At 47.6% G+C, this 12,485-nt stretch carries 14 protein-coding genes; all 14 read left to right on the top strand.

The window, feature by feature from the left end:
• Positions 1–223: 223 nt before the first annotated feature.
• The 14 genes from LQ777_RS29275 to LQ777_RS29215 all read left to right on the top strand — a co-directional run bounded on the left by LQ777_RS29275 (position 224) and on the right by LQ777_RS29215 (position 12,457).
• A complete protein-coding gene (locus LQ777_RS29275; RefSeq protein ID WP_232563861.1) occupies positions 224–1,000 on the top strand; it encodes a ParA family protein in 777 nt (258 codons plus the stop codon).
• Positions 993–1,448 carry a hypothetical protein gene (locus LQ777_RS29270; RefSeq protein ID WP_232563860.1) on the top strand — a complete coding sequence of 152 codons (456 nt, stop codon included), beginning with the start codon at positions 993–995 and terminating at the stop codon, positions 1,446–1,448. The genes LQ777_RS29275 and LQ777_RS29270 overlap by 8 nt, the downstream gene beginning before the upstream one ends.
• Positions 1,441–2,001, top strand: coding sequence for a hypothetical protein (locus tag LQ777_RS29265; RefSeq protein WP_232563859.1), 561 nt, complete (start codon positions 1,441–1,443; stop codon positions 1,999–2,001). The genes LQ777_RS29270 and LQ777_RS29265 overlap by 8 nt, the downstream gene beginning before the upstream one ends.
• Before the next feature lie 898 nt (positions 2,002–2,899).
• Positions 2,900–3,241 (top strand): DUF4134 family protein, encoded by a 342-nt coding sequence (locus LQ777_RS29260; protein ID WP_232563858.1) that lies wholly within the window; start codon positions 2,900–2,902, stop codon positions 3,239–3,241.
• Positions 3,242–3,244: 3 nt separating this feature from the next.
• The gene (locus LQ777_RS30720; protein ID WP_425276972.1) at positions 3,245–3,601 is read left to right on the top strand and encodes a DUF4133 domain-containing protein; all 357 of its coding nucleotides are present in this window, start codon (positions 3,245–3,247) and stop codon (positions 3,599–3,601) included.
• Complete coding sequence (locus LQ777_RS29255; RefSeq protein WP_232563857.1) at positions 3,549–6,050, top strand: TraG family conjugative transposon ATPase; 2,502 nt, start codon at positions 3,549–3,551, stop codon at positions 6,048–6,050. The genes LQ777_RS30720 and LQ777_RS29255 overlap by 53 nt, the downstream gene beginning before the upstream one ends.
• Positions 6,051–6,124: 74 nt before the next feature.
• Positions 6,125–7,291, top strand: a complete 1,167-nt coding sequence (locus tag LQ777_RS29250) for a TraJ family protein (RefSeq protein WP_232563856.1) — start codon at positions 6,125–6,127, stop codon at positions 7,289–7,291.
• A 2-nt stretch (positions 7,292–7,293) separates the two neighbouring features.
• Positions 7,294–7,938 (top strand): conjugative transposon protein TraK, encoded by a 645-nt coding sequence (traK, locus tag LQ777_RS29245; RefSeq protein ID WP_232563855.1) that lies wholly within the window; start codon positions 7,294–7,296, stop codon positions 7,936–7,938.
• A gap of 41 nt (positions 7,939–7,979) precedes the next feature.
• Entirely contained in the window at positions 7,980–8,255 is a 276-nt protein-coding gene (locus LQ777_RS29240) for a hypothetical protein (RefSeq protein ID WP_232563854.1), read from the top strand.
• Positions 8,252–9,496, top strand: coding sequence for a conjugative transposon protein TraM (gene traM, locus LQ777_RS29235; RefSeq protein WP_232563853.1), 1,245 nt, complete (start codon positions 8,252–8,254; stop codon positions 9,494–9,496). The genes LQ777_RS29240 and traM overlap by 4 nt, the downstream gene beginning before the upstream one ends.
• A gap of 5 nt (positions 9,497–9,501) precedes the next feature.
• Positions 9,502–10,371 carry a conjugative transposon protein TraN gene (gene traN, locus LQ777_RS29230; protein WP_232563852.1) on the top strand — a complete coding sequence of 290 codons (870 nt, stop codon included), beginning with the start codon at positions 9,502–9,504 and terminating at the stop codon, positions 10,369–10,371.
• Positions 10,372–10,424: 53 nt separating this feature from the next.
• On the top strand, positions 10,425–11,012 hold the full coding sequence (locus LQ777_RS29225) for a conjugal transfer protein TraO (RefSeq protein ID WP_232563851.1): 588 nt from the start codon (positions 10,425–10,427) through the stop codon (positions 11,010–11,012).
• Positions 11,009–11,425 (top strand): TraQ conjugal transfer family protein, encoded by a 417-nt coding sequence (locus tag LQ777_RS29220; protein ID WP_232563850.1) that lies wholly within the window; start codon positions 11,009–11,011, stop codon positions 11,423–11,425. Before LQ777_RS29225 ends, LQ777_RS29220 begins: the two co-directional genes overlap by 4 nt.
• Positions 11,426–11,437: 12 nt before the next feature.
• Complete coding sequence (locus LQ777_RS29215; RefSeq protein WP_232563849.1) at positions 11,438–12,457, top strand: hypothetical protein; 1,020 nt, start codon at positions 11,438–11,440, stop codon at positions 12,455–12,457.
• Positions 12,458–12,485: the final 28 nt, after the last annotated feature.

Here is a 12,485-nt window from a genome sequence, read left to right as displayed (position 1 = left end):
AGTGATTTGTCACCTAATCACGTTTGATATTAGAATACTGAGCGACTAGGTGATCACCAACCTACTCAGTCACTCACTCAGTCACTCAATCACCTGAGTGATTAATCATCTAGACACGTGATCGCGTGATCACTCACGATCACAATCACGCGCTTAATCACTTTTATTTGCAATTGTAGAATTTTCAATTTTGCTTTGACCTTGAAATCAAAAAAAGACAAACATGACCTCTTCAACTCAACAGCCCCAATCGGAGGCTGCTGCTGGTTTGGCCAGCTCGCCAAAAGTTATCGCGTTCGCTACCCAAAAGGGTGGAATGGGAAAAACAACGCTTTCCGTATTAGTGGCCTCCTGGCTTCACTACAAGCGGGGTATTAAAGTAGCCATCCTTGATGTAGATGGCTCGCAGCTTTCGGTCTACAACCAACGCGTTCGGGAAAGTCAGCAAATCGAAACCGATGAAGAGTTGATGACTCGCCTTAATGAGCAGGATATTGAACCATATCCTATTCTGTCAGGCTACCCTGGCGATGTGCCTGCTTTGCTTAAAGAGCTACCTGGTGATGTGCAATTGGTTTTTATTGACATGCCAGGTAATATTGAGGTGGATGGCTATGAAACAGCGATCAAGTGCGTTGACCTTCTGATTGTCCCAATGGAGACTTCAGAATACTCCGTAACCACGGGGATCAGTTACCTCAATGCAATCCAAGAAATTAACCTACTGCCCGTTGATCGGTGCCGAATAGTCTGGAATAAATATAAGCCGTCTCGTGACGGTGAGCTTGCCGACCTGTTGGAAGGGCGCTTTAAAGATATTGATCTGCTTTGTCTGAAAAGTCGAATTCCGCAGCGGGACTCTTATCAAGACTCGGCGAATCGATCAACGTTGTTCCCAATGCCCACTAATTACCTCCGCAACTCGGGCTTGAAAGATCTGTTCCCCGAAATCGAAACATTGGTTTCTATAACCGCTAACCCTACTTCAGACGATGAATAACCAGAAGCGACTAAGCGACGTGACTCGCGAAGCATCAACCAGCAAAGTGAATAAGTTCGCCAATTCATTATTGCCCTCAACACCTAAGCCCAGGATAGAACAAGTTGCTCCAGAAGTAGAAGTAGCCGAATCGGATTCACCTGCTGTAGCTGCTACTCCTTCTCAGGCGCCGGAAGAGAATGTATCTCGGAAATCGCCTGAAGTAGCTCCTAAAGCTGAGAGAGCCCGAAAAGCAAGTGCTTTATCCGTTGAGGACATTGTAAGCGGCTCGGCCAAGGAAGGAGATACGTTTAACAAGATGGTTCGGGTAACTGATGAGCATCATGAACTACTGCGGCTGCTAGCGTTTAAATACCGCAAACCGATGAATGTCATTGTGCACAACTTACTAGATCACCTCAGACAGCTCTATCAAAAAGAACAGAAAGGAGGGGAGTTCGATGTTTAGCCAGTACTCTTGGTGGGACTTCGTTAAGTTCGCACTAGTCCTGATCGTACCTTACTACGCCTTCGTACTGTGGAAGTATTACCGGCAGGATATCGTCGAATGGTTCAGGAGCCGAGGCGAAACTCCGACTGCATCAACCCAGGATCAGCCTCAAGAAGAAGAAGAGGAGGAGGTAGAGGATCGCTCCCTATATACTGCTGTAAATTATTCATCCAAGCAGGATACAACTTCCAGACAAAGCGAACCATTGCCTTCGTTGAGTGACGATCAGCCATACGGCCGAACAAAAACTCAGTCAGATAGCGAGGTTGATATCGCCGAAGGAATTGTTGTTGATCAGTCAACAGGGTTCGATCTGCAACTACCCGTAAACGTTGAGCGTCCCGAGGAGCATTCAGTTGATGAAGTTATTGAGACTGCAAAGGGGCTGCTGGCCAAAGAAGACGGAACAGTGAGCGCTCAGGACCAAGCCAATGAAAAAGCCGCCAAACTAGCAGCGGTCATTAATCGGCAACGTAGCACTTTAGTTGATGGTATTCCTTTCACTCGTTAATAGTCTACTATTATGAACCTAATTGCTCTTGACTTCTGGACTATCATAATTTCAATCCTTGGCTTGGTGGGGCTCGGTTTAGCCATCCGGCTAATACGCTTTCTGGCAGTATTGTCAGATGCGGCCATGGGTATACTTACCCGATTGGGTATGCGAGCCGTTGTCAAGGTTATGCTAGCCGTTTTGGTTGGCTATGACCTGCGGACCTATGCCAAGTCTCGGTTTACACTCTGGAATCAAGTGCCTTTTCGGTTCTCCCTGTTGTGGGGAGGTTTTATCATAATGACAGGCCTTCTCTCTATACTGAAGTTCGGTAACAAAGTCGACTCCGTTGGTAACTCCTTGTTGCTCGTATTGCTAGTTTATTTAGCGATCCGCTGTCTGCTATGCTGGATAGATCCGTACAGCAGACAGGGAGCTAAAAATTCGTCAATCCAAGATGTCAATGAACAGTATCCGCGATCAACATCTCTGATTCGCCGATGGGACTATTTAGACGATCTGTTTTCTTGATCGACTCAAATAGATACTAATCAACTTGTTAAGGCCAGGCATACACCTGGCCTTTTCTATTGTATACAAACATATAGAACATATTATATATATAAAACCCTTATGAAATATAAATTATACATATTACTCAGTATTCTTCTATTGATAGACCGTTAAGTCAATACACATCTTTGCAATCAAGTTGTTTATACATCTAATGTTTTTACAACATATTTACGGTAAAAATATTTTTACTTCTGACTATCAGGCGTTTAGCTAATAGACATTCATTATTTTAGAATATTTATTTTGCTCGTTATACGCATATTATAAAAACGCTATTTACTTTAGATGTATAATTTGTATATAGGTCGAAATTAAGTCTTTCATTAATCAATCTACAATCATGAAAAATCGGAAGATTACTCTTCTAGTGCGCGCCTTTTCGCTTCAGATCATCTTAGGATTGGATCTGATGTTTATGCCTACTTTCTCAACTGCACAGGCTACGGGAAACGGAGCCGCAGCCTTAACGACAACAGCGACAACGATTAAGAGCTATGGCGTAGCGGCTCAAACCATTGTGTTGGCCTTGGGTGTTGTCATTGGCTTAATCGGTGCTGTCCGGGTATACAGTAAATTTCACAACGGCGATCCGGATACACAGAAGGCTATGGTTAGCTGGTTTGGTGCGGCACTATTCCTAGTCGCAGTCGGCTCTATTCTAACGGCATTCTTCGGCGCGTAAGCAATGCTGGAGATTAATAAGGGTATCGGAAGGCCCGTAGAGTTTCGGGGATTGAAAGGCACTTATCTTTATCTGGCAGCCGGTATTGTTGTCAGTAGCCTATTACTCGCCTTAGCACTCTACGGGCTTTTTGGTCTTAACACCTACCTCTCCACGCTCATTGTGGTGGGCAGTGGTGGGGGTGGGATATGGTACTGCATGCGTCTCTCCGCAAAACACGGCATATCGGGGCTTCTCAAGCTCGAAGCAACTCGCAATCAGCCTAAGGTTATTCTCGTCTCATCCGCTAAACCATTCGCTCAGCTCCGTGAAACTAAACGCTCGAAGTCTCGAAACCGCTCTTCCGCTACTGGCCGTTGAAAACAACTGTCTGGTCAGTAAGATGGCAGATATTACCGTAGGGTTCCGGTTACGTCTTCCTGAGATCTTTACCCAGTCAAAGGAAGACTATATAACCCTGCATAGCGCTATCGTGAAAGCGATTAAACTACTGCCTCCCGGTTGCATTATTCACAAACAGGATTGGTTTACCGAGGAGAAGTACCAGCCAAATCTAGAACAGGGTGATGATAGTTTTCTAACGCAGGCGTTTCATAGACACTTCGTCGAACGGCCCTATCTGAATCACTATTGCTACCTCTACATTTCCAAGCTGCCTAAGTTTCGCCAGAAGCAGAAAAGCAACCGTCACTCGCTGACTCGTCGCCGGCTCGTGCCTCGGGAGCAACTTACTCAGCGTGAACTTCAACCTTTTTTTGATACAGTTAGTCAGTTTGAGCGAATCCTGCTTGATGGTGGGATTAAAGCGGAGCGACTAACTGATGACGAGTTGGTAAGTGCGAAAGGGGATAGGGGTATTGTGCCTAATTACTTCCGGCTTCAACCTGATGGCAAAAAGAAAGTCATTCTTGAGGATTGGGATATTGATGGGCGGGTCCGGATTGGCTCCAAGGATGTACTTTGTTTTACGTTGGCGGATACCGAAACACTACCTCAGGCAGTAGATGTCATGGCCAGTTACGGGCCACTATCCTCGGATAGCACTCAGTTTGCTGTTGGCAATGTGTTGCCGGTTGGTTTGATGTTACCCTGTAATCATGTATACAATCAATACATCTGTATTGACGATGCTCAAGCAGCTTTGCGTGAATTCGAACAAACGGCCCGCAACCTGCATTCATTGTCGCAATTTTCTTCCGAAAACGGTATTAACCGCGACTGGACAACGCGTTACATTCAGGAGGCCATTCAACAGCAACGCACTGTTTGCCGGGCACATTTCAACGTAATGGTGTGGACTGAGAAGCCGGAACAGCTTGACTACCTGCGGGCGCGTACCTCTTCGGCCATTGCTCAACTAGACTGCCTGCCCAAGCAAAACACGATGGATGCGGCCCGCCTGCTGTGGGCGGGTATACCAGGTAATGCGGGTGACCTTCCTTTTGACGAGACCTTCTATACGTTTGCCGAACAAGCGGTTTGTTTCTTCAACATGGAATCAGTCTATCAGTCGTCACTTTCTCCCTTTGGCATTCGGTTGTGCGACCGGCAGGGTAAGCCTGTTTGGGTTGACCTGTCGGATGAGCCGATGAACAAGGGTTGGGTGACGAATCGCAACAAGTTTGTGATTGGCCCCTCCGGATCAGGAAAATCCTTTTTCATGAATCACCTGGTACGCCAGTACTATGAACAGGATACACACATTGTGCTTGTCGATGTAGGGCATTCTTACCGGGGACTCTGCGAGCTCGTTCGTCGTAAGACGCGCGGCAATGATGGGGTGTATTTAACCTATGAAGAAGATAAGCCAATTACATTTAACCCTTTCTACGTAGAGGATGGGTTTTATTCGATTGATAAGATCACGTCCATCAATACGCTGCTGAAAACGCTCTGGAAGAACGAAACTGAAAGCTTCTCAAGAACCGAAGAGGTTGCCCTTGGGGATGCGGTTGAGGAATTCATTAAGCGAGTGAAAAAGGAAAAAGCGGAGGCCAGCTTTAACGGCTTCTACGAGTATTGTAACGCCGACGATGGATTCCGGGCTTTCCTAAAGGAAAAGAAGTACACCGACAAGTACTTCGATATTGAGCAGTTTATCATCACTATGCAGCCCTTCTACAAAGGAGGCAAGTATGACTACCTGCTCAACTCGAATATGAACGTGGACTTGCTCAACAAGCGGTTTATTGTCTTCGAGCTGGATAACATCAAAGATCATCCGATCCTCTTCCCGGTAGTGACGCTGATCATCATGGAAACTTTCGTCTCCAAGATGCGCCGACTACCTATTGAGGTCCGTAAAATGATGGTCATTGAGGAAGCCTGGAAAGCGATCGCCAAAGAGTCGATGGCTGACTATATCAAGTATCTCTTCAAAACCGTTCGGAAGCACTTCGGTGAAGCGCTCGTAGTTACCCAAGAGATTGACGATATCATTGGCAACAACATCGTTAAAGATGCTATTATCAATAACTCGGATTGTAAAATCCTGCTCGATCAAAGCAAATACCAACACCGCTTTGAAGAGGTTCGCCAACTCCTGGGCTTATCCGAAAAGCAAAAGCAGCTAATCCTATCTGTCAATAAGGATAACGATCAGCGCCGGAAGTATAAGGAGGTATTTATTGCGCTCGGCGATAAAGCGAAAGTCTACGCTACCGAGGTAAGCATGGAGGAGTATGCGGCCTACACAACCGAAGGTCCGGAGAAGGCAGAAGTTATCCGTCGAACAAATCAGAACGGAGGTGATATACAAGTTGCCATCACTGACTTTGCCGACGCCAGACGCAAACCTGAATTAGCCTAAATACAAAAGGGTCTCATCTGTTCACTGCATCGACACGTTGCTCTATCGTGTCGATACTTCTCTCTCAAATCAATATGATGTTATTACAAGCGCCGGGTGGGGGAACCTATGTCGACTACAATTTCTACCAGAAATTCTCCTCGATAGAAGAGTCCGTTAAAGCCGTGTATTCAGAGGTTCTTCAAGGTATGGGTCACTTGGGAGATGTAGCCTCGGCTATTGCCGCAATCGGCGCAACGCTGTACATCGGCATGCGTGTTTTAGGTCATTTCGCCCGGGCCGAATCCATAGACCTATTTCCGTTACTCAGGCCTTTTGCTATCGGCTTTCTGGTCCTGAACTTCACCATTGTAACCGACTTCATTGGTGCACTCATGAAGCCCATCGAAACGGTTACGCAAAACATGGTCGATGTGCAGACAACTCGCATTCAGCAGCTGGAGCAAATGCGGCAGGAAAAAATACAGGAAAAACTACGACAATTAGATCAGAAGATAGACGAAATCAGCGGCTGGTCTGTTGGTCAGTATCTACCCTTGCTTATTGAGAAGCTTGGCGTTTACCTGGATGAGGGATTCAATGAATTTCTAAAGAACCTCTTCTATGCTTTCTTTCTGGCTGCCCGGCTAGTGATCCTGACAACACGCGCCTTCTTCCTGATTGTCCTAACGATCATTGGGCCGCTAGCTTTCGCCTTGGCCATCTTCACCGGCTTTCAGGATTCGCATCTAATGTGGATTGCCCGCTACGTACAGGTTTCACTATGGTTTCCCCTGGCCAACATCTTAGGCACTATCGTAACCTACATTCAAGGCAAGGTTATCGCACTTCAGTACTTGGAACTCACTAACAATGTGCCACAAGAAGCACAGAGCGGGCAGACAATCTATACTGTCTTTATGATCATCGCTACACTGAGCTACTTCACTATACCGACCATCGCTTCCTACATCATCTCTTCATCAGGAATTGGTAGTGCCCTACAGCGAATGACAAACCTTTCTTCTGCGGTCGTTATGGGTGCCGCAATGCCTGCGGCCGGAGTTGCAGGCCGGGGAGCGGTTGCGGCTGGTGGAGCAGGCCTGGGTGCGCTTGGCGCGGGCGGCCTAATGGTTATGGGCGGGGCCGTAAATGCAGCCGCTGCCGTTGGGCAAACAGCTGCTAACTACGGTTTGTACTACGGAGCCGCGGTTAAACAGGAATACAACAATATGCGCAACATCTCTAAAAACACGGACTAATCATGGCTGCACAAAACGAAACCTTCTTTAAATCGCTCCGCAATCTGGAGACCTCCTATCGTAATATCCGTATACTGGCCTTCGTCAATGTTGCTGTATTCGCGCTAATTACTCTTTCTGCCCTCGGTTTTGCCTACAAGGTAAAGACCGATTCAGAAAGTCGAATCTATGTAGTTGAGCAGGGCAAGTCTTTAGTTGCTGCCCTTCGGAATGATGTTCGGGAAAATCGACCTGTTGAGGGTCGGGACCATATCCGGCGCTTCCACGAACTGTTCTTCACGCTTGATCCGGACTCGAAAAGCATTGAAGAGCACATCAAAGAAGCAATTCCTTATGCCGACGAAAGTGTATCGCGGCTGTATCTCGACACCAAAGAGAAGGGCTATTACAGTGACCTGATTCAGGCCTCCGCTTCGCAAGAAATTCAGGTCGATAGTATCCAACTGGATATGAATCAATACCCGTACGCATTTCGCACATTCGCTCGGCAACAGATCATTCGTCTGACCAACATCACTGTACGCAGGCTGGTAACAACTGGCTACATACGCAACGTGAGCCGTTCGGAAATTAACCCACACGGCTTTCTGATAGAAAAGTTTGATGTAGTCGATAATACGGACATAGAAGAGCGCCAACGGCAATGAGACGAATCGCTAGTATACTCGTGAATATAGGCGATCACTTCATGAGTCTTTCCGATCGCACTCGAATGCAGGTGGTCATTGTGGCTTTAGTTCTATTGGCAGGCGGATCTGTGTATAAACTGGTTGTCAGCATTCGACACCTGAACGACCCTGCACCTATCGCGACACCCGATCAGATGATAAAGCCAATGGAGAAGCTATTTCAGCAATCCAGCAATAATCAGACGAGCTATAAACAGGCCAAGCGCTATGAAATGCGCAAGCTTGACAGCCTGGCAAAGCTATACGATAACTACCACAAAACTTCACCACAATGAATTCAGCCGTTTCAGTAGCTCATAGCGATGCTGCTTTCTTTCGAAATCGACAGGCAATGTTAGTCTACCCTGCTATCATTCTCCCTTTTCTAGCTGTTTTGTTCTGGCTATTGGGGGGTGGGAAGGGAGGAAAAGACCTATCCGAGGAAATAGCTGCTACCAAGCCGGGGGCAACAGGGTTTAATGCCAGTATGCCGAATGCAAAGGGAGGCAACATAAACGGTCGGGAAGTTGAGAAGCCAGGCTATGGCAAGGCGGCTACCGGTCAGGTGTTATCCAGCTTTACTCACACTCGCTCCGACTCGGCTATGAAAGGCATTCAGGCGATGCCAGCCGTTTCCCAGACGCTGACAGCCGGCCATAGTTCTAGCCTACGAACCAGTCCGGAGCCTGTTGTTCTGGCTTCGACAAGCCCTGTTTCATCAACTAGAAATCGGGTTCGACCTATCAAGGCAAGTACGAGCCGTTCCGGGAGTGGTTATTACTACAATGCGCCCAAAGGTAGCCAGTACTATGAAGGTAGCGATCAGCAGTTGAACGCTCAGCTCCGATCGTACGAAAACGCGTCAAGTAGCAATCTATCACGTCCGCAGACTAGTACCTCAGAAGCTTTTGCTACGAATAGTTCTGACGCAAAACCCGCTAACGTTCAATTAAGCGACAATTTAACGGCTTCCCGACTAGCCGAGCCACTGACCGCCGAGAATGCTTTTCATACGGCGCCAACGGGCGGCTCGCGCGCGCAACCAACCCGCGCCGTGCTGAGTGGAGGTAATGGCTATGGCAATAGAAAAACAATCTCTTGGATGATTCCGGTTGTCGTGCATGAAGATCAGACAATCAAGGATGGACAGCAGGTTAAACTGCGACTGCTTAAGGAGGTACAGGCGGACGGTGTTACAATTCCAACAAACACAATCCTGTACGCCATCTGTCAGTTGTCCGATGATCGACTCCGGCTTACAGTTCGTAGTCTGCAACTGGGGGGTCAATTGATTCCTCTTGACTTAGATGTTTACGATACTGACGGATCAGCCGGTATCAACGTACCTGGTCTGAGCCAAAGCAGTCAGGTAAACGGTCAAATTCGCTCATCAGCCATTCAGGGTGTCCAATTACCCGGTATAGGCGGACTGGCTAACAACGTCGTTAACTCGGCCCGAATGGGGGCTTCGCAATCCGTTCGTCAGTCAACTATCCGACTGCGGGCAGGCTATAATCTTTTCCTAAAAGCACAATAAACCTCATGAAACGCATCATCCTACCGATCTGCCTGACACTGGCCTTGTCCTCAGCTCCGGCGCTGGCTCAACTCGCTTTTGTGTTGCCGATGACCAATTCCAGCATTCGGCCCTCGTACTCGATTCAGGTATCGAACAATAAGACGACGCACATCATCTTTCCCTACGAGATTCGCTACGCCGATCTGGGCAGTAAAGAGATCGCCGGGGAAGCCATTGAAAAGGCGGGAAATGTATTTCGCCTTAAGGCGCTTTCGCAAAACCCACTCATGGAAACTAACCTGACGGTAGTTACTGCCGATGGTCGCCTGTTCAGCTTCCTGATCAGCTATAAAGATCACCCCGACGCGTTAACGTATGACCTGACTAAAATGCTGCTCGATGGCGATGTGTCAAAGTCGGCCAAGGTTAGTTCAGGATCAAAAGCTCGGTTAGCAGACAACCTCAACCGTCAGGGTGAACTAGCTATGCACTCACGCCGGAAGATCCGGCACATCGGTTACAAGACTCAGGGCATGAATCTGTATTTGAAGAATGTCCTCTACAAAGACGATGTAATGTACCTGGTGTTGGGTATGGATAATGATTCGAAGCTCGACTACGCCATTGATTACCTGCGGACCTATGTCATGCAATTAAAGCGAGCAGGGGAGAGTTCAGCCACGCAGGACGTACCCGTTGATCCAATCAAGACATTCGATACCAGTGAAGGTGTTATACCGCGCCGGGATGCACTCACTAAGGTTATCGCTATTGAACGATTAACGCTTGAAAAAGATCGTCGGCTTGTCGTTCAGATGGGCGAAGAAAGTGGCGGTCGTCAACTCACAATCTCGATTGGTCCCGAAGAACTCGCAACTGCACGTCCACTCTAACATACCTTTCTAAAGGTAGTACCATTTTGGTACACCCTTCACTTTGTACTGCTATGAATAAATTACTCTTCTTTGGGTTATTCGCACTGAGCCTATCTGCTGCTCATGCCCAGATTCACCAAGCCGGACAAACGACTATCGAACTATCGGGCGGTCTGCTTGATGGCTTCAAGCTTCCCGGTCAAGACAACTTCGGCACCTTCGGTTCGCTGTCGTATAGCCGTTACCGGACGCTCAACTCTTACTGGAAAGGTACGGTTCATCTGAATCACAAGCTCTATGCCTATGACCGAAAATTCGTGCCAGTTTCTCAGTGGCTCGGCGAGGCTACCTACTTCACCCGTGTAATGGGGCTCATTAACCGCTCGTGGGTCATCAACGTAGGGGGTGGTGTAGCTGGTGGATACGAGTCAATCAATCAGGATCGCCGGGAGATACAGGGCGCAACAATCATGAACCGTTCGGAATGGGTTGTTGGGCCAACATTAGCCATTGAAGGGGAATACATTTTAACGGGCCGTACCATTCTGATTGCCCGTGTTCAGGAATATTACCTGTTTCGCTCCAATATTACCCCGACCCGCTTTAATCTGGGCATTGGCGTAAAATTCATTCTTGATACAGACTCTGAATACAAATGAAAAAGATCATCTATTGCGGACTGATCGGGCTGGCCATGGGTTGCCAGTCCGAATCGTTAGACATTCAGGCCAACTACCGGATTCGATTAAATGCTACCTATCCAGGACCAACCTTGAAGGTACATCAACGCTATTCGCTGCCGATGGAGCTACTGACGGACTCCTACTATTCAGAGTACGGCTACCAACTTCAATTCTATCAGGAAACTGGCTTGGGTCGATTAGAAAAGGGAAGTGATCTTGAGCAGCTTCCCATTTTGCAGAAAGTAGGCATTCCAATACCGCTTGGTCCTTCCTCCTGGCAATATACGCCTGAGGCTACCGGTACCTCTCAGATTGTTCTGATCGCTCAGCAGGAGCGTGGTTATACCAAACCTGATACTGTTCGATTTAGCTTTCAAGTTCAACCCTAAAGCAGACTAGCCATGAAAACCTATTTTTTCCCCATTCTCACTGCCTTTACGCTAACCATTTCTATCGCAAGCGCCCAAGGCGTAGGCGACGCGCTAACCATTGCGTTGCAGGGTGACGCAAATACGGAACAGTCTGCCAAACTCGAATTGATTCGTATCCTTCAAGAGCGGCTCAATAAACTAACTGTTAGCCAGCTTAACTCACGAATCATTGTTTCACGTGGGGTATCAAATTACTACAAGGTTGATGAAATCTATAAAATGCAGAAAGAGATGTGGGGTTTTCGATCCAAATACGTGACGATGGCAAATAAGCTAGAAGATGGCAACTCGGGCTTTTCGGCTACCTCGGGCAATGGCTTTAGCTTCAAGTACATGGTTCAATACAACACGGCTCTTTCAAAGGCAGATGGAATCAAGAAGCAGTTGGACGTATTGCTGTCTTCTGGACAACCGATTATGCTTCCAGCCATGCCAACATTTAACATTTCTCCGACTGCCAGTGATCCGGGGGCTGATATGGCTGCGGCTATGGGGGCGCTGATGAGTTCATATGGGGTTAACTCTCAATCTGACTTTGACCACCTGCCCGCTGATAAAAAGGCCGAGCTTCAGGGGAAGATGGAGGCTATGGGGCAACAACTCAAAGAAGCTGTTTCGAAGGCGATTAAGGACAGTAATAAGCAAACGTTGTCCATCATCGGCAATGTAATTGGCACGGCCTTTGGCATTCCAGGAGCCGGTACTATGATCGCGGGTCTGTTTAGTGGGGGCGGGGCCGGTGCTATGGCGGGACTAGTTGGTAGTATCGTTGATCAATTCCAAATCCCAACCGACTACTACGACTCGAATACACTGAAGCTTACCGATTCCGAGCGACTCAAGATCATTGACGAACTGCACATGCGCATATCAGAACTTTATCAGCAAACCATAGCATTAGGCGCAAACATGAGCACGGAGGCTAAAAAACGCTATAGCGAAATCAGTCAACCCCGAAATGATGTTATACTCTACGGTCCTAGAAAATAGTTGGAAAGGGACGTTTTTCTGAACGGTT

It is taken from the genome of Spirosoma oryzicola (assembly GCF_021233055.1).
GTDB classification, from domain to species: Bacteria; Bacteroidota; Bacteroidia; order Cytophagales; family Spirosomataceae; genus Spirosoma; species Spirosoma oryzicola.
Note: the sequence above shows the minus strand (reverse complement) of the source record. Positions and strands in the feature narration are given on the sequence as shown.

Coding starts and splice junctions, on each gene's coding strand:
- LQ777_RS29265 (WP_232563859.1), top strand. CDS start 1,441: ATGTTTAGCCAGTACTCTTGGTGGGACTTCGTTAAGTTCGCACTAGTC.
- LQ777_RS29270 (WP_232563860.1), top strand. CDS start 993: ATGAATAACCAGAAGCGACTAAGCGACGTGACTCGCGAAGCATCAACC.
- traM (WP_232563853.1), top strand. CDS start 8,252: ATGAATTCAGCCGTTTCAGTAGCTCATAGCGATGCTGCTTTCTTTCGA.
- traK (WP_232563855.1), top strand. CDS start 7,294: ATGGCTGCACAAAACGAAACCTTCTTTAAATCGCTCCGCAATCTGGAG.
- LQ777_RS29220 (WP_232563850.1), top strand. CDS start 11,009: ATGAAAAAGATCATCTATTGCGGACTGATCGGGCTGGCCATGGGTTGC.
- LQ777_RS29240 (WP_232563854.1), top strand. CDS start 7,980: ATGAGTCTTTCCGATCGCACTCGAATGCAGGTGGTCATTGTGGCTTTA.
- LQ777_RS29250 (WP_232563856.1), top strand. CDS start 6,125: ATGATGTTATTACAAGCGCCGGGTGGGGGAACCTATGTCGACTACAAT.
- LQ777_RS30720 (WP_425276972.1), top strand. CDS start 3,245: ATGCTGGAGATTAATAAGGGTATCGGAAGGCCCGTAGAGTTTCGGGGA.
- LQ777_RS29225 (WP_232563851.1), top strand. CDS start 10,425: ATGAATAAATTACTCTTCTTTGGGTTATTCGCACTGAGCCTATCTGCT.
- LQ777_RS29275 (WP_232563861.1), top strand. CDS start 224: ATGACCTCTTCAACTCAACAGCCCCAATCGGAGGCTGCTGCTGGTTTG.
- traN (WP_232563852.1), top strand. CDS start 9,502: ATGAAACGCATCATCCTACCGATCTGCCTGACACTGGCCTTGTCCTCA.
- LQ777_RS29260 (WP_232563858.1), top strand. CDS start 2,900: ATGAAAAATCGGAAGATTACTCTTCTAGTGCGCGCCTTTTCGCTTCAG.
- LQ777_RS29215 (WP_232563849.1), top strand. CDS start 11,438: ATGAAAACCTATTTTTTCCCCATTCTCACTGCCTTTACGCTAACCATT.